The following is a 21,004-nucleotide window of genomic DNA, read 5'->3' as shown; positions in this document are numbered from 1 at the left end:
ATCAACTTAATGCCATTTTTTATACAGTCTTTGTACCTTTCCATATGTACATAGGAATTAAAAAGAGTACTCCAACACTGACAATACATATCAAATAATGGTAATAACCAAGCGCATCTCCAATAACACCACTCAAGGTATAAAGACCACCACTTACTGTCGCCATGACCGAAACTTGGAGAGTAAAATCAGTGCCTGCGTAGTTCTTTCGGCTGTAATGCATGACTAAGGTTAACATTACAACGAGTAGCATGGCGGCAAAGGCATCTTCCAAAGCATTTATAGTATAAATAAGCCATGCATTTATTTTTATCTTTTGCTCATAAGCATAGGCCAAGTAAACATACGCACCTAAACTCATGATTTTTAATATTGAAAAACTAATTAATGTATTTGGTCTAGAAAAATACTTTAATACCCATCCTGCAATAAATGCTCCCACTAAAGCAGCTACAGCGCCTAGCATAGTGATGTAAACACCTATTTGGGTAAAACTTAGTCCCATATCCACCATTAAAGGTTTGAGTAAAGGCCCAGCTAAGCCATCTGCCACTTTAAAAGTAATGAGTACCATTAACCAAGAACGAAGTTCTTTATTTTGAGAAAAATAACTCAAATAAGCCTTAATTTTTGTGACTAAATTTGGCTGGCTAGGTTCATTAATAGAATGAGAATTATGAAGAGGTTCTTTAAATAGTAAAACTGGTAGAGTATTGATAAAGACTAAAACAGCTAGTAATAAAAATGTCGGCTGCCATGATAACCAGTCTAGACACCACAGCACAGCTCCCCCACCCACGATAAAACCAAGCCGAGAACCTACCACTTGAAAAGTATTTCCCCAGTGCTGCTGATCATGTTGCAATAAATTGACAGCTAAAGCATCGGTCGCAATATCTTGCGTTGCGCCTGTTAAGTTCATAAATAACAGAGCAATAAAAAACGTAAATAAATAAACAGGCTGATCTAAAGCCTGAATCGGGAAAAAAGATAAAATACAAAGTACACCCACCGTCAAAAGCTGGGTAGGTAAAATCCAGCTACGATAGTGTCCTAAGCGTGAAATCGCATGTCGATCGACCCACGGTGCCCAAAATATTTTGATTGACCAAGGCAACATGAGCAACCCAAAACCACCAATATGGGCAAGTGATACACCTTGAGCTCTTAATATTACAGGCAAAGCATGGGTCATAAACCCCACAGGTAAGCCTTGTGCCCAATATAAGGAAAATAGCAAAAGATAAAGATTTTGCTGTCGGAACATATATACCTACTTTTATTTCTTTATGCGGTAATAACATGAAATACCATGCGTGGCCTTACATTTTGCCAATGAAGCACAGATTTCAAAAGATTAAGATAAAGCAAAGGATGATTTAAAACTCAAAAATATGGAACAACATTTTCCCAATCTACCGTCTCAGGTTCCTCAACGTGGTAATGCTTTAAGTCGAGCATTATTTAAGAAACTCTTTTTGGCTCAAGGCTGGACCATAGAAGGTGAAGTTCCCAACTTTCCTAAAGCAGTAGCTATTATTTCTCCCCATACATCTAATATTGATGGCTGGTATGGTTTCTTGGCTATTTTTGGACTCGGTATTCAAATTACGGTATTGGGTAAAGACAGTTTATTTAAGCCACCGTTTAAACGCGCTCTAGATTGGGCAGGTGTTATTCCTGTAAAACGTGACTCTGCTAATGGTCTGACTGAACAAGTGGTTGCCACTATTCAGCACTATGACAAAATCTGGATTGGCATGGCGCCTGAAGGCACACGTAAGAAAGCAAAAAAAATGAAGAGTGGCTTTTACCATATTGCTGCAAAAGCCAATATTCCGATTGTAATGTTTTCTTTTGATTATGATCGCAAGACGATTCATTGCTTAGACTATTTAATACCTAGTGGAAACTATGAGGAAGATCTCGCCAAGATTTTTGAGCGCTATAAAGGAAAAATATCACCTAAAAATCGTAATTGGCTTGCGGAACCTTTACAAAATCTTGTGAAAAAAACCTAGCAAAAATTAAACGAATCTGGTCTGATGGGCCATCTTAATTTATCTTGCCATAGATTGTTTTTTAAAGATGAAAATTGCTCAATTTGCCAGTATCGGATTTATCTCTTTAGCCCTATTCGGCTGTGATAAATTCAGCAAAACACCAACACCGACCACTTCAGTTAAAGCACGCGAACCAGTAATCGCACTTGCCTTAGGTGGCGGTGGAGCAAAAGGATTTTCACATATTGGTGTTATCAAGGTTTTAGAATCACATGGTATTAAACCTAAAATTGTTACAGGTACAAGTGCCGGCAGTTTTGTAGGAAGTATCTACGCCAGCGGACAAACACCTTATCAGCTCCAAAATCTTGCACTTAAATTGCAAGAATCTGATATTCGTGATTTAACCCTGAATCGCCAAGGTATTATTCTTGGGCAAAAGCTACAGGACTACGTGAACCGTAATGTGGGTAACAAGCCTATTGAGAAATTCCCAATTCGTTTTGCAGCAGTAGCAACCCGTCTTGATAATGGTCAAAAAGCTGACTTTATTAAAGGTAATGCAGGTCAAGCTGTACGAGCGTCTTGTAGTATTCCAAACGTATTTGTACCTGCCACTATTGGTAATCAAAAATACGTAGATGGTGGTTTAGTGAGCCCAATTCCTGTAAAAACAGCACGTGATATGGGTGCCGATATTGTGATTGCGGTTGATATTTCAGCGCGTCCAGCAGGTAATCGCCCAGCCAATATGTGGGGTTTACTTGATCAAACCATTAATATTATGGGGCAACAAAGTATTAATGAAGAGTTAAAGCAAGCCAATGTAGTGATCCAGCCTAAAGTTGGGCACTTAGGTACACTCGATTTAAAATCAAGCAATGAAGCTATTTTAGAAGGTGAAAAAGCTGCTCAAGCACAAATACGTCAAGTTGAAACTGCAATTGCGAATTTCAAAAAATCACCAGCCGCATTTAAGCCAGCACCACGTCCTAAATTTTAATTGAGGTGGTTTTTTTCTATCCACACCTACCATCATCTGCTACAGTGGTAAAAGTGATATGAGATCACTTTTACCCATCATAAAGATATATAAAAGAGCAGATCTATGGAGTTTGTTGTAGAACCTTGGCACTGGTTTGTATTGGGTATCTTACTTATTCTTTCTGAGCTGATTATCCCTGCTTTTGCCGCTCTCTGGTTTGGTATTGCAGCCATTATGGTTTGCTTTCTCTATTGGCTATTTCCAGATATTAGCCTGACAACACAAATTGTATTATGGATTGTGTTATCGGTGCTATGCACTATTCTTTGGTTCAAATTTATTAAACCATTGTCGATTGATAAAACTAAAGCGGGTTTACCTCGTGAAGCCACCATTGGGCAAATTGGTATGGTGATTCAAACCGAACTCGCTCATGACCAAATTATTGTTCGTTTCCCTATGCCTATTTTAGGGGCCGATGAATGGAACTGTCGAAGCACCACCCCTGTGAAAGTCGGTGATCGGGTTCGAGTCATTGATATTTCGGGTAATGACTTAATCGTTCAGCCCCACAGTACTTCATAAACATTAAAGATAAAGAGAGGTTATTTTCATGCCAGTTGGTACCATTATTGTTTTAGCCTTTTTGGCTTTTGTTGCAGTCACCATTTTTAAAGGGGTACGTATTGTTCCTCAAGGTTATAAATGGATTGTTCAGCGTTTAGGGAAATATCATTCTACGCTTAATCCGGGGCTTAACTTCGTTATTCCTTATATTGATGACGTAGCTTATAAAGTCACCACTAAAGATATTGTGCTTGATATTCCGTCTCAAGAAGTGATTACCCGTGACAATGCTGTATTACTTATGAATGCAGTAGCCTATATCAACTTGACTACTCCAGAAAAAGCTGTGTACGGCATTGAAAACTATACTTGGGCAATTCAAAACCTTGTACAAACTTCACTACGTTCAATTGTCGGTGAAATGGATCTAGATGATGCTTTATCATCTCGAGATCACATTAAAGCGAAGCTCAAAGCTGCGATTTCTGATGATATTTCAGATTGGGGTATTACTTTAAAAACCGTAGAAATTCAAGATATTCAGCCATCTTCAACCATGCAAGCTGCTATGGAAGCGCAAGCTGCTGCTGAACGTCAACGTCGTGCCACAGTAACCAGAGCTGATGGTGAAAAACAAGCTGCAATTTTAGAAGCTGATGGTCGTTTAGAAGCATCCCGCCGTGATGCAGAAGCACAAGTTGTTTTAGCAGAGGCATCTCAAAAAGCGATTGAGATGGTAACGAGCGCAGTCGGCGATAAAGAAACACCTGTTGCTTACCTGTTAGGTGAACAGTACGTTAAAGCAATGCAAGAGATGGCGAAATCAAGCAATGCCAAAACTGTTGTGTTACCTGCCGATGTTTTAAATACAATTCGTGGCATTATGGGAAAACATAATTAATTTAATTGCTTCAAATAAGTCATTGAAATAAAAACGGCGACAATCATGTCGCCGTTTTTATATTAAGTATTATTGGTTATTTAATCTTTTCTGATCTTTCAAAGGGAGCTTTTTTACAACCAAGTCATAAGAATCGCGAATCAAGTCTTGAAGTAAATCCCGAGTTAAGTTTTTATGCGGCTTAATTGAAATCCAGTGTTTTTTATTCATGTGGTAACCCGGGATAATAAATGAATAAAGTTCCTGATATTCCTGACTTTTGTAAGGGTCACATTTGACATTAATCATTTTTACGCCAGACACTTCCACTGTCAGCATAAACATTTTTTCTAAAATTTTAAAAACTTCATAGTCTGGACCAAATGGATGAGTTTGCTCGCTAAAAGGAAGATTACACGCAATCTCTATCGCGACTTGGTGGAGCTGATCACCATTCACTTTTATCTCCTTTATTCATTGAATATGAATACAAGCAGGATTATTAATTTGATTTTATATTAGTTGGTACGGGCCAAAAGAAATTGTGAAATCTCAACTAATTCTTTTGCGTTTTCACCAAAATGTGCTAAAGCCTCAAAAGCTTGGTCATGTAACTCTTTTGCATAAACCTGTGCTTGCTCAAGTCCCATTAAAGCAGGATAAGTCGACTTTTGTACTTGTTCATCCTTACCCGCAGTTTTACCTAAAGTTTCAGTGCTTGAGGTAATATCCAAAATATCGTCTTGCACCTGAAAAGCCAATCCAATCGCTTGTCCGTATTGGCGCAATTTTGGAATTGCCTGATCTGTTCCAGAGAAAATTGTCACTGCACCCATCATAATGGCAGCCTGAATAAGCGCTCCCGTTTTATTGCGGTGGATATTTTCTAGTTCGTCTTGAGAAATTTGTTTAGCTTCAGCTTGTAGGTCTAAAACCTGCCCACAAACCATTTTAGAGCTGGCTGTTGCTAAAATTTGAATTTGCTTTAATACAATTGCAGCATCAGTTCCCTGCCCTTGTTCATCAAACAAACGGCTCCCTAAAACCTCAAAAGCCATCGACTGTAAAATATCGCCTGCAAGTAAAGCGGTATCTTCACCAAATGCTACATGACACGTTGGCTGGCCACGACGAAGCAAATCATTGTCCATACAAGGCAAGTCATCATGCGCTAGCGAGTAACAATGAATAAGCTCAACTGCAACCGCAGCACGGCGAGCAGCAGCAAAATTTGGATTATCTTGCAAAGAAGCTGTGGCGTAACACAAAGCTGGACGAACACGTTTTCCACCAAGCATCACTGCATGGTGTACTGCGCTTTTTAAAGGTTCAGGAATTGAAAATGCAGCGAGTGTCGTCAATAAATCTTGTTGAATACGTTGTTGAGCTTGTTTTAAAACATCCGCATTAACTTGAGAGAGTGATGACACAGTCGCCTCGTAAAATCAGTAGAGAAATTTTATTAAATGTTATGAAACATTCGTGTGTTACATCATACACGATTCGCTGTAAAAAGTGCGTGATGAGTTATGGATGTCACATGCAAAAGAGCCTCTCTATAGTAGAGAGGCTCTTTCATTTAAATAACTTTTAGAAACTGTCGCCCGGAACGCGTACCCAACCTTCCATTAAGACACGTGCACTACGGCTCATAATGGCTTTTTTCACAACCCATTGGCCATTCGTAAGTTCAGCTTGAGCACCAACACGTAATGTTCCAGAAGGATGTCCAAAACGCACTGCTTCACGCTCTCCACCACCAGCTGCTAAATTTACCAATGTCCCCGGAATAGCAGCTGCCGTACCAATTGCTACAGCTGCTGTACCCATCATGGCATGGTGTAATTTACCCATCGACAAAGCACGAACCAGTAAGTCGACATCATTTTCTGAAACGTTTTTACCACTAGATGCCGTATAGTTTTTCGGTTTAGAGACAAAAGCAATTTTTGGTGTGTGCTGACGCGCAGCTGCTTCTGAAATATCTTTAATTAAACCCATCTGAACTGCACCATATGCACGGATTTTTTCAAAACGTGCCAGTGCTGTTGAATCACCATTAATATGATCTTGCAACTCTGTACCTTGGTATCCTAAATCTTCTGCATTTAAGAAAATGGTTGGAATACCAGCATTAATAAATGTGGCTTGAAAACTGCCAATCTCTGGCACATCTAATTGGTCAACAACATTCCCTGTCGGGAACATATCACCGCCTTCTTCACCATCATCGGCTGGGTCTAAAAACTCAATTTGAACTTCAGCGGCAGGAAACGTCACCCCATCCAGTTCAAAATCACCAGTTTCTTGAACTTGACCATTGGTAATAGGCACATGAGCAATAATGGTTTTTTGAATATTTTTTTGCCAGATTCGAACCGTGCATAGACCATCTTCTGGAATACGGTCTGCATCAACCAAACCATTTGAAATCGCGAATGAACCAACCGCAGCAGTCAAATTACCGCAGTTACCGCTCCAGTCTACAAAAGGCTGATCAATTGAAACCTGTCCAAACAAATAGTCGACATCATGATCTGGCTGTGTGCTTTTAGCCAGAATAACGGTTTTGCTCGTACTTGATGTTGCACCACCCATTCCATCAATTTGTTTTCCATAAGGGTCTGGGCTACCAATGACACGTAGTAAGAGTTGATCTCTTGCTTGACCTGCCACCTGAGCTCTTTCCGGCAAATCATCAAGTTTAAAAAATACACCTTTACTGGTTCCACCACGCATGTAGGTTGCTGGAATTTTAATTTGCGGTACTGAGCTCATATCAACTGTTATCCTTACTATTGTGTTTTTATATCTCGAAACAAACAAATTTGTTTAGTCATTCGCTTCATCTTAAATCGTTTTGTGATCTAGAGATAGCGTTATGCTTTTATACATCAATCGTATTGACGCAGACTTATTTTGAGAATTTAGATTCATGCTCGCAATGACCGAATTAAGCAAAATCATGAAAAAAAGAGTCTATCAAAAAATATATTTTTAGAATATTTTTCAATCATTTTTGAATTATTAAAAGCAAGTTAATGATTTTAAATATTTTTTAGTGTTACTTTTCAGTCACCGCTTGTTAATTTGTAGTCTAGGCTAAAATAAATCCATCTATTAGAATAATTTACTTATTCATAGTGAGTGAAGACCTTTGACCAACGAATCTTCTACACTGCAACGAGGACTAAAAAATCGACATATCCAATTAATTGCTATGGGTGGAGCAATTGGTACCGGATTATTTTTAGGCTCGGCGCAAGTGATTCAATCTGCGGGACCATCCATTATTTTAGGATATGCCATTGGTGGCTTAATTGCTTTTTTAATTATGCGCCACCTGGGAGAAATGATTGTTGAAGAACCTGTTGCAGGATCGTTCAGCCATTTTGCTTATAAATATTGGGGTAAATTTCCCGGATTTTTAGCTGGATGGAATTATTGGATACTCTACGTTCTGGTCGCAATGAGCGAACTTACTGCGGTAGCCAAATATATTAATTATTGGTGGCCTCATATTCCAGCGTGGACGTCTGTCTTATTTTTCTTTGTCGTGATTACGGCAATTAACCTAACAAACGTCAAATTTTATGGTGAGTCCGAATTCTGGCTCGCTATTATTAAAGTTGTTGCGGTTATCTCAATGATTGTTTTTGGACTATATTTGCTATTTACAGCAGATGTAGGTTCAAGCATTTCATTTAGCAACCTTTGGACACATGGCGGATTCTTTCCAAATGGCTTTAGTGGCCTGTTCTACATGTTGGCTTTCTTGATGTTCGCCTTTGGTGGTATTGAACTGATTGGTATGGCTGCAGCAGAAGCAAAAGATCCGAAAAAAACCATTCCAAAAGCAATTAACCAAGTTGTTTTCCGTATCTTGATTTTCTATATCGGTTCATTGGCAATTTTACTTTCATTAGTGCCATGGAACCAATTAGACCTTGGCGGTCTCGATAAAAGTCCATTTGTTATGATTTTTAGTCAAATGGGTATTGGTTGGGCTGCACACTTACTTAACTTTATTATTTTAACCGCTGCCCTTTCTGTTTATAACAGTGGGATGTTTGCCAATAGCCGTATGCTTTACGGTTTAGCTCAACAAGGTAATGCGCCAAAAATTTTCAAGAAAGTAAATAAACAAGGTGTACCTGTACCAGCAGTTTTATTATCTGCATTACTCATTTTTGGCTGTGTTCTTTTAAATTACTTTGTACCTGAAAATGCACTAAGTCACTTAATGTACATTGTAGTTGGAGCATTGGTATTAAACTGGGCGATGATCAGTATGACTCACCTTAAGTTTAAATCAGCAATGAAAAAACTCGGTCAAAAAACTCACTTCCCTGCACTTTGGGCACCATTTAGTAACTATTTGGTTTTAGGTTTCATTGCTGTTGTACTCTACATCATGTGGAGCCAAGGCTTTAAAGAATCAGTGATGATGATTCCAATCTGGATCGTTCTTATGTTTATTTTGTTTAAAGTACTGAATGCTAAAGAACAATAATCTGAACGCTTGTACTTAAAACACAAAAAAAGCCATTGTCTAGACAATGGCATTTTTGTGTAAGACGATAAGATTAAAGTTTTATAGTGATATCTGTTTAGAGCCAATGTTTCGTATCATCAGCCACAGGTGTGCCAGGAATAACGTGCATAATCATTGCATGCGCAATACTACCTTTAAATGGTATTTCGGGTAATTCATCAAATTTGAAAAACTGAGCATCACTGAGCTCTTTCTCCTGAATTTCAATTTCGCCCGCTTCATATTCAGCTTTAAAGGCCAACATTAAGTTACTCGGAAATGGCCATGGTTGACTCGCCAAATACTGAATACTCTTAATGTGCAATCCAACTTCTTCTAAGGTTTCACGTCGCACAGCATCTTCTAAGGTTTCCCCTACCTCTACAAAGCCAGCGATTAAACTGTACATCTGGCCCGTATTTCTGGCATTTTTAGCCAGCAAAATCTCGTTCTCACCACGCGTAATAATAGTAATCACACAAGGGTTAACTCTAGGATATTGACTAAAATTACATGCAGGACAAGTCATAGAATATTCAGTCTTATGCTGCTGGGTTTTATGTCCGCAACGGCTACAAAACTGATGATTACGTCGCCACTCTAGTAACTGAAAAGCACGACTCGCCTGTTCAAACTGCGGTTTAGTCCAATACTGTAAGAGTTGGCGAATCGATATGAACTGATATCCATTTGGTATAGGTTCACCTTCTTGGAAATCTCTTGCTATTACTTGAGGGTCTGCTTGTATATGTAAATCATGTTCCTGCTGTTTAAGGCAAGGCAGATGAAAATTCGCATCAACCAAAAGTTGTTGCTGCTGAAAAATATAAGCAATAGGAAGGTTGTTGGTATCCATTTATATACTCGAGTGAAGAACCTTTCGACGGCCTCTATAGCTTCTTCAAAAGGATCAGACTTAAAACATATTTTTCAAAAATCTTACGCATATTGGCAAACACCTTCAATTTATTTAATTTGTATCTTTTTGATTAAAATCACATTTTATTCACGCATTCTATGCTTTTAAGTTATATCTATGACTTTATAGCTAAGTGAATAGTAATAAACTTAGAAGCACTGCTTCACATAAAATTGATCTCTGAAAACTTAGACTAGTTTTAGTTCCATCTCATGAAGTAAAAATATGCGATTTGGTTTAATTCTGGGTGATCAATTAAATCACCAACTCGCAACGCTCAAGTATTTAAACCGGAATGAAGACATTATTTTGATGGCTGAAGTACTTGAGGAAACATCTTATGTTGCTCATCATCCACAAAAAATAGCTCTGATTTTTAGTGCAATGCGACACTTTGCAAAAGAATTAAAAGCACAGGGCTGGAAAATCCGTTATCACACATTTAAGCGCGAAAGTCATATAAAAAAGTTAGTCGACTTTATTGCTTTGCAGCAGCAACACTTCTCGGCAAATACTCTCATCATTACCCAATGTGGTGAGTATCGCTTACAGCATGAAATCGAAAGTTCATGGGCTAACTCACTAAAACTATCTGTTATTTGTTTAGAAGATGATCGCTTCTTTTGTACCGTAGAACAATTCAAGCAATGGGCAAACAAATATAAAACACTAAGAATGGAATACTTTTACCGAGAAATGCGCAAGCAAACTCACTATTTAATGCATGACCAACAGCCTGTAGGCGGGCAATGGAACTTTGATCAAGCCAATCGAAAAGCATGGTCAGGCGACCCACCTTTGCCACCAAAATTAACCTTTGAGCATGATCAAATTGATATAAATGTTATTCAACTAGTCAAGAAAGAATTTTCTCAACATATCGGCAATCTCAATTCCTTTCTATGGGCAACAACCCGTCAAAATGCCTTACTTGCTTTAGACCATTTTATTTCTAACAACCTACCCCACTTTGGCGATTATCAAGATGCCATGGTTTATGGTTCAGATTTTATGTTTCATAGTCTGCTCTCGCCTTATTTAAATTGTGGATTATTATTGCCACAAGAGGTGTGTGACGCTGCTCAAACAGCCTATTACAACGGACAGGCCCCCTTAAATGCAGTAGAAGGATTTATTCGTCAGATATTAGGATGGCGAGAATATGTGCGTGGAATCTATTGGTTATCTATGCCTAACTATAGCGATCAAAATACCCTTCATGCCAGCACGCCGCTGCCACAATATTACTGGACGGGTGATACAAAAATGGCATGTATGGCCGAGTGTTTCAGAAATACCTTTGAACATGGCTATGCTCACCATATTCAGCGTTTAATGATTACAGGTAACTTTGCGCTTTTAGCAGGTGTAAATCCATCAGAAATTTGCGAATGGTATTTAGCTGTCTATGTAGATGCTTATGAATGGGTCGAATTACCGAATACATTAGGCATGGCTATGTATGCAGATGGTGGCATCATGGCAAGTAAACCCTATGCTGCATCGGGTAATTACATACATAAAATGTCAAATTATTGTCAGCACTGTACATATAACGTCAAAACCAAAACTGAACCAGACAGTTGTCCATTTAACAGCTTGTATTGGTATTTTATGAGCCAGCATGAGGCCATATTTCGTCAAAATCCCAGAATGGCGATGGTCTACAAAAACCTTGATCGTATGAAAGATAAAGCTTCTGTCATGAAGCATGCAAAGTTACTTATTCATCAACTTGATGAGCTTTAAGATCATGAAAAAACAGCATCTACCCCAGAAAATATGTGTCTATTGTCAACGTCCTTTTAACTGGCGAAAGAAATGGGAGCGTTGCTGGGAAGAAGTAAAATATTGCTCTGAAAGATGTAAACGACAGGCTCGCTCAAATAAGTAAATATTTCACGCGATTTTTTTCACTGATTCAATACTACTCTTCATTGCTGAATCAGTTGTATTTCTATTGATTATATTTGATAGTCTTACGCATATTTATACTGACGAGAACAGTAAGCTCGTTCAACTTCTGGTGAACGTAATTGCTGATGCTTGGTTTTACGCCCTGCTATACGCTTGCGCCAGAGTTTAAAACTGCTCGATTTTAAGTTGTATCTCATTAAACGAATAACTTCACTTTCACATAAACCATACTCTCGCTCAATTGCTTCAAATGGAGTTCGATCTTCCCATGCCATTTCAATAATTCTAGATAAGTCCTGTTCATCAATTTTTTTCATGCTATACCCTTTTAAATTATGCTGTAACCAAATCTGATTCTTTAACAAACAACCTTTCGGAAATAGCTTCACTTATCCGATTGCTGCCTTGAATGTTTTCGTGTTTTGCTTCAGATAATAGAAAGACAAACATGAATTTTTTGTGATTTTTTAGCTTTATAAACTCTATTTTTTATATAAGACATAAATCATTGTAAAACCTTTGAATGGTTTAACTTTTTATTAGCCACTATGGCAAAATTTTTAATACCTAAAACATGAAAAAAGCCATTGCCTTGGCAATAGCTTTTTTGTTTATAATCATAAAATTATGCGCCCTTAGCTTAACTGGATAGAGCAGTTGCCTCCTAAGCGACCGACGTGGGTTCGAGTCCCGCAGGGCGCACATATTGAATCACTTAATCCTTCACTTCAGCCAGCAACGTTTCAGCTGCAAGCTTGCCCAAATTGTTAGAAGCAAGCGGACTATCGCCTGTTAGCAATTTACGGTCTCTATGACATTGACCTGTAATACTAGTGTTCAAAATCTTCACACCAAGTTTTTCAAGGTTCTCACCTACTAACCACGGTAAAGCCCCCGGCATATAACCAATATCAATATTTGCCCCCTTATCTAATGAATCAGGGAATACACAAATTTGATAATCTTTAAAAATATAATTCTCAGGCTGTACATCTACCGCCGCAGCAAGTAACGAAGCTGGTCCATGACATAACGTAATAATAAATTTGTCTTGTTCAACTGCCCATTTAAGAACTTTTTTTACATCTAAGCTATGTGGAATCTTAGCTAAAACACCATGCCCACCCGGAATAAATACAGCTGCATATGGTGAGTTTTCCCCCACTGCATTTTCTAAAATATCGGCAAGTTTTAGCGGATTTTTTAATTTATCTGCATATTTCTGGAAAGTATCTAATACCACCTGCTCTTGCTTTGGCATTGCCCACATTTCAAGTTTGGCTGGATTACCGGAAAGTGTCGCAACGTCAATTTCAAAACCAGCATTATCTAAATGAAACATCGGCAAGAGCATTTCTACTGGATGGTTTCCTGTAGAAAAGAACTTACCATTTTGCATCTGGATATAACGCTCATCGGTTGCAATCATTAAGACCTTTTTATTACCTGTATACGGCGTTGGGTAAGTCGTACCGTCGTAATCTGTTTTAGGCGAAGTATATTGGCTCAGTGAGTATGGTGATGGGAAGAATGCATTATCTTCTGCCAAATCTGGAGTCGGATTTTTATCATTTGATGCTGGGGTATTCATTGTTACCATCCTTTAGAATTGAAGAACGAAATAACAGCTTTAAGCCAGTTATTATTTCTTAGTACATGTATATTTAGATCAAGAAACTGGTGCAACACGCCAATAGAATTTGGCAATTTTTATATAGAAATAGGCACAATTAATAATTATAAATTTCAGTTTAGGCAAACCTGTTGTTCACCTAAACTATCACAGATTAAATTAAGTATTAATTTCTAAAACGATCTTTCCAATATGGTCACCTTGTTCCATACATGCATGGGCACTTTGTACATCTGAAAAATCATAGGTTTTATAGATTTGCGGTAAGCACTTGCCTTGCGCTAATAACGGCCACACATGTTCATGTAATGACTGAGCAATCTGGGCTTTTTCTTGGCTATTACGTGCTCGCATAGTTGAGCCAGTAATGGTTGCACGTTTTAAAATCAGTTTTTGTAAATCAAATTCTTTTGCAATTCGACCGCCCATAAAACCAATAATCACAAGTCGGCCATCGCGTTTTAATAGATTTAAGTTTTTCGAGAAATACGAACCACCCACAATATCCAAAATCACATCAACACCTTGGTCTTGGGTGTGTTTTAAAATTTCTTGCTCAAAATCTTGGGTTTTATAGTTAATTGCAGTCGTTAAGTTAGAGAGTGCTTCAACTTTATCTTCACTTCCAACTGTAGCAAAAGTTTTAATCCCTAAAGCATGGCAAATCGCTAAAGCTGTGGTCCCAATACCACTTGCACCACCATGAATCAGTGCTGTTTCGTTTTCTTTTAAACAGCCGATATCAAACAGGTTTGCCCAAACTGTAAAGAATGTTTCCGGAATCGCAGCAGCTTGAGTAAATGTTAGATTTTCAGGTATTGGCAATACTTGAGTTGCAGTGACAGCACAATACTCTGCATACCCGCCACCATTGGTTAAAGCGCAAACCTTGTCTCCAACTTTGAACTGTTGCACCTGTTCACCTACAGCAACTACCACCCCAGCGACTTCCAGTCCCGGAATTTGCGTAACACCTTTTGGCATTGGGTATAAGCCCATACGTTGCAATACGTCTGGGCGGTTAATTCCAGCAGCTTTTACCTCAATTAACACTTCATCTGCTTGAGGAACTGGAACATCTGAATCTTGAAGTTTTAAGACCTCAGGTCCGCCGGGAACCGTAATTTCAACAATTTTCATAGTTGTTGGAAGACTCATTGATATGCTCCATGTTTGGTTTATATTTTAAATGTATTGATTTACTTTAATTCATTGAAGATTTAGGTGGAACTCCAAACAGCCGTTTGAACTCTCGACTAAACTGTGAGGCACTTACATACCCTACCTGATAGGCAGCTTCCGCAACACCCATTTGATTATTTAGGATTAAATCACGTGCCTTATGTAATCGAGTAATTTTAATGTACTGTAATGGAGAATAGTTCGTGACTTTCTTAAACGCTTGATGAAAAAGAGAGACACTCATTCCTGCTTGTTTAGCAAGTTCCTGAACCGTTAAATTATGATAGTAATCTCTTTGAATAATTTCACAAATTGTATAAATCACACTATTTCGACTTATCATAGCCGAAAGATTTTCGATTAAATCACGGCTACCCGCCTGCAAAACCCGATAAATGAGTTCTCGTTTTATCTGTTCTCCTAATATCACGGTATCTTGTTTAGAACGAAGTAAATTCAATAAGCGTAAAGCAACCTCAGATATTGCCGCGTTCATATCTATAATATTTAAACCACAACTGAGCTTTACATCTCTGTTTTCAAGCTCATCTATAGATGACTGCTGCTCTTTATTCATTTTAGTGGCTAAATCAGCCATCATTTGAGGTTCAAACTTAATCGCAATTGCCAGCATCGGTTCATTTTCAACCCATGTATCGCAGTCAAAAGGTATAGCAATCGAGATGAGTAAACACTGGCCTTGTTGAAACTGAAAAGTTTCTTTTCCGATATATCCACGCTTTACGCCCTGTATGACTAAAACAATTGAAGGCTCTTGTAATACAGCGACAGGCTGTGTGGAATGATCAACCCTCATAAGGGTGATATTTGAAATATAAGTGGGGTATAGCCCTTCTTGAGGAGCTAAATATAAAAAAGCCTCTACCAAACTTTTCATCAAATCATTCTGTTGCATCGCTTTATTTTTACGGGCTATTTAAGATTTACTATATCAATCAAACTAAAAGGGAAAAGTATTTCTTGGTAGTACTTTGTATAAACAAGCAAGTTAAAGCTATTTTTAGGCATAAAAAAACCTAGAAGATCTAGGCTTTTTCACTTAGTCTGACTATTAAGCAGATAAGTTAAAGAACATTGCTGCAATCAAAATAATGACACCGAGCACAATACGATACCAAGCAAATACACGTAGAGTGTGACGTTCAACAAAAAGTACCAGTGCCTTTACTACAAATAAAGCTGCAATAAATGCTGCAACGAAACCAACACCAATATTAATCATGTTGTCTGAGGTCAACACATCAGCATTTTTAATTAAGTCAAATGTAGCAGCACCTAACATGGTCGGCATTGCAAGGAAGAACGAAAACTCTGTTGCAGCTTTACGTGATAAACCTGCAAACATCCCGCCTACAATTGTCGCACCTGAACGAGAAGTTCCTGGAATCATCGCAACACATTGAGCAAGGCCGACTAAAAGTGCCTGTTTAAAAGTGATTTTTGTCGCATCTAATGTTTTATGCTCAAACTGTTTAGATTCAACCCAGAAAATAATGAGTGCACCGACAATGAGGGCAATCGCAACCACAATTGGGCTAAACAAAACGCTTTTAATAAAATCGACGGCTAAAACACCAATAATCACTGCTGGGAAAAAAGCAATTAATACACTAAAAGCGAAATGACGCGACTCTACATCGCCACTAAAGAAGCCTTTAATCAAGTTAATAATTTTTTGTCGATATAACCAGCACACTGCCAAAATAGCACCTAACTGGATCACTACTTCGAATACACGACCACCATCTGAATGGAAATCGATAATATGACCAAATAAAATCAAATGGCCAGTACTGGAAATTGGTAAAAATTCAGTTAAACCTTCAACAAACCCTAGAAATAGTGCTTTTATAACTTCAAAATTTTCCATCACTTGCTCAAAAAGTTAATCACTAGAAAGGTCTAAAAATTTGTTTTATATCATGGATAAACCAACACTTTGGCCTAATTCATGTTCAATATCAGATCATTTCTAGCATTTTGGTTATTGCCTTTAATTAAAGGCCGATTATTTAAAGTGCAATAATGTATCACATCATTATGACAAACTTAGGTTAACTATCGTAAAAAGATAAAATCTAATCAATAACAAATCGTCTTCTAGTTATAAATAAAAGCTCTCACGCTCAAGCAATCCAACAAACCATCTTAAAACATCAAATAAACATGATATTATTTCAAGCATATGTCATTTATATTTAAAATTTAAACAGAATGAAAAATACTAAAATCAACGCACGTCATCTGATTATCGATCTCTTTCTTTCCTCTGCATACCCTCAGCTGAGTATTAAACAAATTTTGGTGGCAGCCAAACTGTTTAACTTAAGTGAAAATGGTATTCGAGTTGCGACAACTCGTTTGTTAAATGAAGGAATGATCGAAAGCGTAGAACGCGGAATCTATCAACTTTCCCCTTCTACGAAAGATTGGGCAAAAGTAATTCTCAATCGTAAAAATGGTATTAAACAAACTAAAGAATGGCAGCAGCATTATCTTGCTGTGTTTACAGGCACATTAGGTCGTATAGACCGAACTGCTCTTAAAAAGCGTGAACGTGTGCTGCGTCAATTTGGTTTTAAAGAATTAGAAACGGGTATTTACATCCGCCCAGACAATTTAGCTTATAGTTTTGAAAAAACCTGTGAGGAGCTTGTTCTAGCGGGACTAGAGAAAGAAGCAAAAATTTGTATTATTCAGCACTTCGAGCCATCAACGCTTAAGCAAATTTTTTCTTTATGGGATACCAAACAACTCGAAAAAAATTATGAAATGTATAGTCGAGATATCACACACTGGCTTGAGAACTATACTCACCTCTCCTTAAATAATGCAGCAGTTAAAGCCCTTCTTTTAGGTAGGGAAACGATTGCTTTGCTCATGAATGACCCCCTATTACCAACACCATTTGTAAATGAGTCTGCGCGTAATCAATTTGCTCAAGATGTACAACAGCTAGACGCAATCGGCCAAAAACTTTGGAAAAAAATATATGAACAAGAATTAAATCTATAGTCATCTGATTTATTTTTTTACAAACAAATATTTCACTTTTTAAATTTTTGTGACTATAGTTGTAATATAAAATATAGATACCGAACTCTAATTTGGGAGAATAAAAATGAATACACAGGTAAGTGTTACGGACCTATTTAGTAGAGAAGAAATACAAGAGCTTACAGAACCTTCAGATGTCTATGGTGCTTGGGCTGTTGCCAGTACATGGGCTGTTATTGGTGGAACATTCGCCAGCTTAATCATGATGTGGGATTACTTACCGAGTTGGGGTAAATTATTAGCATGTATGCTTGCCTTAGCAATCTTGGCGGGTCGTCAGTTATGTCTCGCAATTTTAATGCACGACGCGTCTCACAAAAGTCTGTTCAAAAATAAGAAAATAAATGATTTCGTCGGTGAATGGCTATGCGCCCGCCCCATCTGGAATGATCTTCAAAAATATCGTGTACATCATGTTCGTCACCATGCAAAAACATCTACTCCAGATGATCCAGATCTTTCTTTAGTTGCTGGTTTTCCTGTCAGTAAAAAGTCTCTGACTCGTAAATTCTTACGCGACTTAACAGGTATGACTGGATTAAAATTTAGCTTAGGTCGAGTTTTAATGGATCTAGATATCATGAAATGGACTGTTGCCAATGATCAAGTCTGGTTAGACCGCAGTCATAAAAATTTCACGGACTATGCAAAGAGTATTGCAAAAAATAGTACAGGCGCTATTGCAACCAATCTGGCACTTTATGGTGTTCTAAAAGCATTTGGTCAGCAACGTTTTTATTGGTTATGGCCTCTGGCTTATTTAACCCCATTCCCACTTTTTTTACGTATTCGCTCTATGGCAGAACATGCTGGTATGCAAACCAGCAATACTGCTTTAACCAATACTCGAACAACCAAAGCTGGATGGATTGCGAGAAGTTTTGTTGCACCAATCCACGTAAACTACCATATGGAACATCATTTAATGGCTTCTGTGCCATATTTTAAATTACCGCGTATGCACAAAGTACTAAGAGAACGTGGTCATGTTCCAGTTCCGCCTAGCTATTTTGAAGTGATTCATTCACTTTCATCAAAACAAGAATCATCAACTTAATGCATATTTAGAAGACCACTTTCAAATTTGTGGTCTTCTAGATTATTCACGTATCTCTAAATTTTTTAGTTTTAACTGAATTTGATAATACTTCGGTGTCACTCCCATCCAGCGTTTAAAAGCGCGGGTGAAATGGGATGTATCTGCATAACCTAAACTTAAGGCCACAGTTTCAATTGATGTTGCACTATTTTCTAAAAGATTATGCGCATGTTCTTTTCGAGTTAAATCAACTAATGCTGAAAAACTTGTATTCTCGGTTGCCAAATATCGTTGCAGGCTACGCTCTGACATATTCATCATTTGAGCGACTTGCTTAACTTTTAACATTTCCCCCTGACTATTCATCAATAATTTTTTAATTACGTGACTAATTTCTGCTTTCCATCCGCTGCGTAACTTCAGTTTATCTATATCTTTTTTACACTGTGCTTTTAGTAAAGGTGCAAGCATCGGGTCGGCTGTTAGGATAGGCTGCGATAAATATTTTTTTGGAAAAATCCAGGCATTATGTTTTTCATTAAATAAACAATCTACACCCAATTCTTCTTTTAGTTTTGAAAAACCGACAGGTTCAGACATATTTAACTTAACGGTACCTAAAGAAGATAATCCTGTTAGATGCTTCGCGATTTGAACAAAACCTAATAACAAAAAAATAGTAGCATTTGGACTCAACTGAAAAGCTTTCAAAGGCTGGCGTATAGACCAGTAAATATAATCTTGCTCTTGTTTTAACTCGGGCTTAAATGCATCACAACGTGATCCAATAAATTGTTCAAGTGTTTTTAGGGCTTCTTCTAAATTTGCACAAACCATGGCCGCCATACCTACCGAACCATAACAAGATGCTTTCATTTCCAAAGCCAAATAACCCGCTAATGCTGGCTCATGAGTGAGTTCAATAGCATGTTCAAGAAGTTTGTTTAAAGCATTAAATTCAACATACCAATAGGGTTTGGTTAATTGTTCTAATGTTACGCCACTTCCATCTAGAAGCTGATCACCCGAGATATTCCAGCGCTTAACTATATCGACTAATAAATTAATATAAGTTCCAGGTAATTCTGGATTCATGCGTGATCCATTAGCAATCATAATTGTGGCGTCAAATGGTAAAAACTGTCAGTTCATGAACTATGCCACGTTTTTAAATTGATGCATAGTTGTTCAAAATGGAATCCAGTGATTCGCACTAGACAGCACAATTTCTGAAAAGAATACAGGTCACCTTATGAATATTTTGATCGTTCATGCTCATCCAGAGCCACAGTCTTTTACAGCATCATTAAAAACGACAGCTCAGCAAACATTTAAAAAGTTGGGTCATCGTGTAGAAGTTTCTGACTTGTATTCAATGCAATTCAACCCTGTAGCTTCCAAAGAGGATTTTTTAGAACTCAATCAACCTGACTACTTTAATTACGCATTAGAACAACGTAATGCCGCCAAGCAAAACCTTTTAGCACCTGATATCCAAGCGGAAATTGAAAAAGTAAAACGAGCAGATTTGATTATTTTAAACTTCCCTCTTTACTGGACTTCTGTCCCAGCCATTTTAAAAGGATGGATTGATCGCGTATTCATTTCAGGACTTTTTTATGGCGGAAAACGCTTTTATAACCACGGTGGTATGGCGGGTAAAAAAGCGATGCTCTGTTTAACACTGGGCGGTAGAACGCATATGTTTGGCGAGAACTCTATTCACGGACCAATAGAGCATTATCTATCACCTATTCAACGCGGTACCTTAGCTTATACTGGCTTTGAAGTTCTTCCACCATTCATTGCCTATCATGTACCTTATATTAGCCAAGAAGCACGAGAAACCATTCTTGAGGACTATATAACGTACCTTACTCACCTCGACCAGCTCGAACCTTTAAAGTTTCCCAAACTTGAAGAATTTGATGAAAAGTTATATCCCCTTTAATGCTATGTTTTAGCTCTAAAAGTAGAATAACCAGACCTATTTTTCATTTTTGGTTATTCTTTTAAGTTATAGAGAATTAGAAGTAGTCATTAAACCATTATAAAAATTGATCAAATGGTCAAAAAATTTGCTCAATTTTCACTGCGTATTTAGGAATATAAAACTTAATCAATAATATACACATGTAAAGAAACTAGACTTATCCAGTAAAAATGATAACTAATACTCAATTCATAACCAATCAATTCATATTTTTACAAAAAAATCTTTGACCATTTTTTTTGAATTTATGACAAAAATGTCATAAAAACAAAGC

The 21,004-nt window shown here is 37.6% G+C and carries 21 protein-coding genes and 1 tRNA gene; 11 read left to right on the top strand and 11 right to left on the bottom strand.

Annotated features, from left to right (window positions below):
• Positions 1–19 precede the first annotated feature (19 nt).
• Positions 20–1,267: an MFS transporter gene (locus tag ACH63V_RS14410; protein ID WP_016805258.1), complete on the bottom strand. Its 1,248-nt coding sequence runs from the start codon at positions 1,265–1,267 to the stop codon at positions 20–22.
• Positions 1,268–1,394: 127 nt separating this feature from the next.
• On the opposite strand from ACH63V_RS14410, the gene ACH63V_RS14405 reads away from it, so the two are divergent.
• The 4 genes from ACH63V_RS14405 to ACH63V_RS14390 all read left to right on the top strand — a co-directional run bounded on the left by ACH63V_RS14405 (position 1,395) and on the right by ACH63V_RS14390 (position 4,456).
• Positions 1,395–2,021: a lysophospholipid acyltransferase family protein gene (locus tag ACH63V_RS14405; RefSeq protein WP_016805259.1), complete on the top strand. Its 627-nt coding sequence runs from the start codon at positions 1,395–1,397 to the stop codon at positions 2,019–2,021.
• Between the two features lie 67 nt (positions 2,022–2,088).
• Positions 2,089–3,006, top strand: coding sequence for a patatin-like phospholipase family protein (locus ACH63V_RS14400; RefSeq protein ID WP_016805260.1), 918 nt, complete (start codon positions 2,089–2,091; stop codon positions 3,004–3,006).
• A 105-nt stretch (positions 3,007–3,111) separates the two neighbouring features.
• On the top strand, positions 3,112–3,573 hold the full coding sequence (locus ACH63V_RS14395; RefSeq protein ID WP_016805261.1) for an NfeD family protein: 462 nt from the start codon (positions 3,112–3,114) through the stop codon (positions 3,571–3,573).
• A gap of 28 nt (positions 3,574–3,601) precedes the next feature.
• Positions 3,602–4,456, top strand: coding sequence for an SPFH domain-containing protein (locus ACH63V_RS14390; protein WP_016805262.1), 855 nt, complete (start codon positions 3,602–3,604; stop codon positions 4,454–4,456).
• Between the two features lie 69 nt (positions 4,457–4,525).
• On the opposite strand, the gene ACH63V_RS14385 is transcribed toward ACH63V_RS14390, so the two are convergent.
• From ACH63V_RS14385 to prpF, 3 genes are all read right to left on the bottom strand, one after another.
• The gene (locus ACH63V_RS14385; protein WP_200027416.1) at positions 4,526–4,894 is read right to left on the bottom strand and encodes an MmcQ/YjbR family DNA-binding protein; all 369 of its coding nucleotides are present in this window, start codon (positions 4,892–4,894) and stop codon (positions 4,526–4,528) included.
• Positions 4,895–4,953: 59 nt separating this feature from the next.
• Complete coding sequence (locus ACH63V_RS14380) at positions 4,954–5,865, bottom strand: polyprenyl synthetase family protein (RefSeq protein ID WP_000097114.1); 912 nt, start codon at positions 5,863–5,865, stop codon at positions 4,954–4,956.
• A gap of 160 nt (positions 5,866–6,025) precedes the next feature.
• A complete protein-coding gene (prpF, locus tag ACH63V_RS14375; protein WP_396463884.1) occupies positions 6,026–7,213 on the bottom strand; it encodes a 2-methylaconitate cis-trans isomerase PrpF in 1,188 nt (395 codons plus the stop codon).
• A 379-nt stretch (positions 7,214–7,592) separates the two neighbouring features.
• Here prpF and ACH63V_RS14370 point away from each other — a divergent pair, with 379 nt between their 5' ends.
• Entirely contained in the window at positions 7,593–8,948 is a 1,356-nt protein-coding gene (locus ACH63V_RS14370) for an amino acid permease (RefSeq protein WP_004885437.1), read from the top strand.
• Between the two features lie 97 nt (positions 8,949–9,045).
• On the opposite strand, the gene nudC is transcribed toward ACH63V_RS14370, so the two are convergent.
• A complete protein-coding gene (gene nudC / locus ACH63V_RS14365) occupies positions 9,046–9,825 on the bottom strand; it encodes an NAD(+) diphosphatase (RefSeq protein ID WP_396463882.1) in 780 nt (259 codons plus the stop codon).
• Between the two features lie 288 nt (positions 9,826–10,113).
• On the opposite strand from nudC, the gene ACH63V_RS14360 reads away from it, so the two are divergent.
• Both ACH63V_RS14360 and ACH63V_RS14355 read left to right on the top strand, forming a co-directional pair.
• Complete coding sequence (locus tag ACH63V_RS14360) at positions 10,114–11,637, top strand: cryptochrome/photolyase family protein (protein ID WP_396463881.1); 1,524 nt, start codon at positions 10,114–10,116, stop codon at positions 11,635–11,637.
• Positions 11,638–11,641: 4 nt separating this feature from the next.
• A complete protein-coding gene (locus tag ACH63V_RS14355; RefSeq protein ID WP_079377804.1) occupies positions 11,642–11,782 on the top strand; it encodes a DUF2256 domain-containing protein in 141 nt (46 codons plus the stop codon).
• Between the two features lie 85 nt (positions 11,783–11,867).
• On the opposite strand, the gene ACH63V_RS14350 is transcribed toward ACH63V_RS14355, so the two are convergent.
• Positions 11,868–12,122 (bottom strand): TIGR03643 family protein, encoded by a 255-nt coding sequence (locus ACH63V_RS14350; protein WP_396463879.1) that lies wholly within the window; start codon positions 12,120–12,122, stop codon positions 11,868–11,870.
• Positions 12,123–12,434: 312 nt separating this feature from the next.
• Here ACH63V_RS14350 and ACH63V_RS14345 point away from each other — a divergent pair.
• Positions 12,435–12,507: transfer RNA gene (locus ACH63V_RS14345), tRNA-Arg, on the top strand.
• A gap of 13 nt (positions 12,508–12,520) precedes the next feature.
• On the opposite strand, the gene hchA is transcribed toward ACH63V_RS14345, so the two are convergent.
• The 4 genes from hchA to ACH63V_RS14325 form a co-directional block, all read right to left on the bottom strand.
• Positions 12,521–13,396, bottom strand: a complete 876-nt coding sequence (gene hchA / locus ACH63V_RS14340; RefSeq protein ID WP_396463877.1) for a glyoxalase III HchA — start codon at positions 13,394–13,396, stop codon at positions 12,521–12,523.
• A gap of 201 nt (positions 13,397–13,597) precedes the next feature.
• Positions 13,598–14,596, bottom strand: coding sequence for an NAD(P)H-quinone oxidoreductase (locus ACH63V_RS14335; protein WP_396463875.1), 999 nt, complete (start codon positions 14,594–14,596; stop codon positions 13,598–13,600).
• A gap of 46 nt (positions 14,597–14,642) precedes the next feature.
• Positions 14,643–15,536, bottom strand: coding sequence for an AraC family transcriptional regulator N-terminal domain-containing protein (locus ACH63V_RS14330; protein ID WP_396463873.1), 894 nt, complete (start codon positions 15,534–15,536; stop codon positions 14,643–14,645).
• 156 nt (positions 15,537–15,692) lie between these two features.
• Entirely contained in the window at positions 15,693–16,511 is an 819-nt protein-coding gene (locus tag ACH63V_RS14325; RefSeq protein WP_017393864.1) for an undecaprenyl-diphosphate phosphatase, read from the bottom strand.
• Between the two features lie 344 nt (positions 16,512–16,855).
• On the opposite strand from ACH63V_RS14325, the gene ACH63V_RS14320 reads away from it, so the two are divergent.
• Both ACH63V_RS14320 and ACH63V_RS14315 read left to right on the top strand, forming a co-directional pair.
• Positions 16,856–17,656 (top strand): PaaX family transcriptional regulator, encoded by an 801-nt coding sequence (locus tag ACH63V_RS14320; protein WP_396463872.1) that lies wholly within the window; start codon positions 16,856–16,858, stop codon positions 17,654–17,656.
• A gap of 106 nt (positions 17,657–17,762) precedes the next feature.
• Positions 17,763–18,755 carry a fatty acid desaturase family protein gene (locus ACH63V_RS14315; protein WP_396463871.1) on the top strand — a complete coding sequence of 331 codons (993 nt, stop codon included), beginning with the start codon at positions 17,763–17,765 and terminating at the stop codon, positions 18,753–18,755.
• Between the two features lie 42 nt (positions 18,756–18,797).
• Here the strand turns inward: ACH63V_RS14315 and ACH63V_RS14310 are convergent, their stop codons facing one another.
• On the bottom strand, positions 18,798–19,832 hold the full coding sequence (locus ACH63V_RS14310; RefSeq protein ID WP_396463869.1) for an AraC family transcriptional regulator ligand-binding domain-containing protein: 1,035 nt from the start codon (positions 19,830–19,832) through the stop codon (positions 18,798–18,800).
• A 157-nt stretch (positions 19,833–19,989) separates the two neighbouring features.
• On the opposite strand from ACH63V_RS14310, the gene ACH63V_RS14305 reads away from it, so the two are divergent.
• Positions 19,990–20,688, top strand: a complete 699-nt coding sequence (locus ACH63V_RS14305) for an NAD(P)H-dependent oxidoreductase (RefSeq protein WP_396463867.1) — start codon at positions 19,990–19,992, stop codon at positions 20,686–20,688.
• Positions 20,689–21,004: the final 316 nt, after the last annotated feature.

The organism is Acinetobacter sp. ABJ-A23_2, assembly GCF_044538765.1.
In the GTDB taxonomy this organism is placed as follows: domain Bacteria; phylum Pseudomonadota; class Gammaproteobacteria; order Pseudomonadales; family Moraxellaceae; genus Acinetobacter; species Acinetobacter nosocomialis_A.
The sequence above is the reverse complement of the archived record's forward strand: the minus strand, read 5'-3'. Positions and strand labels throughout refer to the sequence as shown.

What these genes read in the sequence shown, in the direction of transcription:
- ACH63V_RS14410 (WP_016805258.1), bottom strand. Translation starts at nt 1,267, where the DNA reads ATGTTCCGACAGCAAAATCTTTATCTTTTGCTATTTTCCTTATATTGG.
- ACH63V_RS14405 (WP_016805259.1), top strand. Translation starts at nt 1,395, where the DNA reads ATGGAACAACATTTTCCCAATCTACCGTCTCAGGTTCCTCAACGTGGT.
- ACH63V_RS14400 (WP_016805260.1), top strand. Translation starts at nt 2,089, where the DNA reads ATGAAAATTGCTCAATTTGCCAGTATCGGATTTATCTCTTTAGCCCTA.
- ACH63V_RS14395 (WP_016805261.1), top strand. Translation starts at nt 3,112, where the DNA reads ATGGAGTTTGTTGTAGAACCTTGGCACTGGTTTGTATTGGGTATCTTA.
- ACH63V_RS14390 (WP_016805262.1), top strand. Translation starts at nt 3,602, where the DNA reads ATGCCAGTTGGTACCATTATTGTTTTAGCCTTTTTGGCTTTTGTTGCA.
- prpF (WP_396463884.1), bottom strand. Translation starts at nt 7,213, where the DNA reads ATGAGCTCAGTACCGCAAATTAAAATTCCAGCAACCTACATGCGTGGT.
- nudC (WP_396463882.1), bottom strand. Translation starts at nt 9,825, where the DNA reads ATGGATACCAACAACCTTCCTATTGCTTATATTTTTCAGCAGCAACAA.
- ACH63V_RS14360 (WP_396463881.1), top strand. Translation starts at nt 10,114, where the DNA reads ATGCGATTTGGTTTAATTCTGGGTGATCAATTAAATCACCAACTCGCA.
- ACH63V_RS14355 (WP_079377804.1), top strand. Translation starts at nt 11,642, where the DNA reads ATGAAAAAACAGCATCTACCCCAGAAAATATGTGTCTATTGTCAACGT.
- ACH63V_RS14350 (WP_396463879.1), bottom strand. Translation starts at nt 12,122, where the DNA reads ATGAAAAAAATTGATGAACAGGACTTATCTAGAATTATTGAAATGGCA.
- hchA (WP_396463877.1), bottom strand. Translation starts at nt 13,396, where the DNA reads ATGAATACCCCAGCATCAAATGATAAAAATCCGACTCCAGATTTGGCA.
- ACH63V_RS14335 (WP_396463875.1), bottom strand. Translation starts at nt 14,596, where the DNA reads ATGAGTCTTCCAACAACTATGAAAATTGTTGAAATTACGGTTCCCGGC.
- ACH63V_RS14330 (WP_396463873.1), bottom strand. Translation starts at nt 15,536, where the DNA reads ATGCAACAGAATGATTTGATGAAAAGTTTGGTAGAGGCTTTTTTATAT.
- ACH63V_RS14325 (WP_017393864.1), bottom strand. Translation starts at nt 16,511, where the DNA reads ATGGAAAATTTTGAAGTTATAAAAGCACTATTTCTAGGGTTTGTTGAA.
- ACH63V_RS14320 (WP_396463872.1), top strand. Translation starts at nt 16,856, where the DNA reads ATGAAAAATACTAAAATCAACGCACGTCATCTGATTATCGATCTCTTT.
- ACH63V_RS14315 (WP_396463871.1), top strand. Translation starts at nt 17,763, where the DNA reads ATGAATACACAGGTAAGTGTTACGGACCTATTTAGTAGAGAAGAAATA.
- ACH63V_RS14310 (WP_396463869.1), bottom strand. Translation starts at nt 19,832, where the DNA reads ATGAATCCAGAATTACCTGGAACTTATATTAATTTATTAGTCGATATA.
- ACH63V_RS14305 (WP_396463867.1), top strand. Translation starts at nt 19,990, where the DNA reads ATGAATATTTTGATCGTTCATGCTCATCCAGAGCCACAGTCTTTTACA.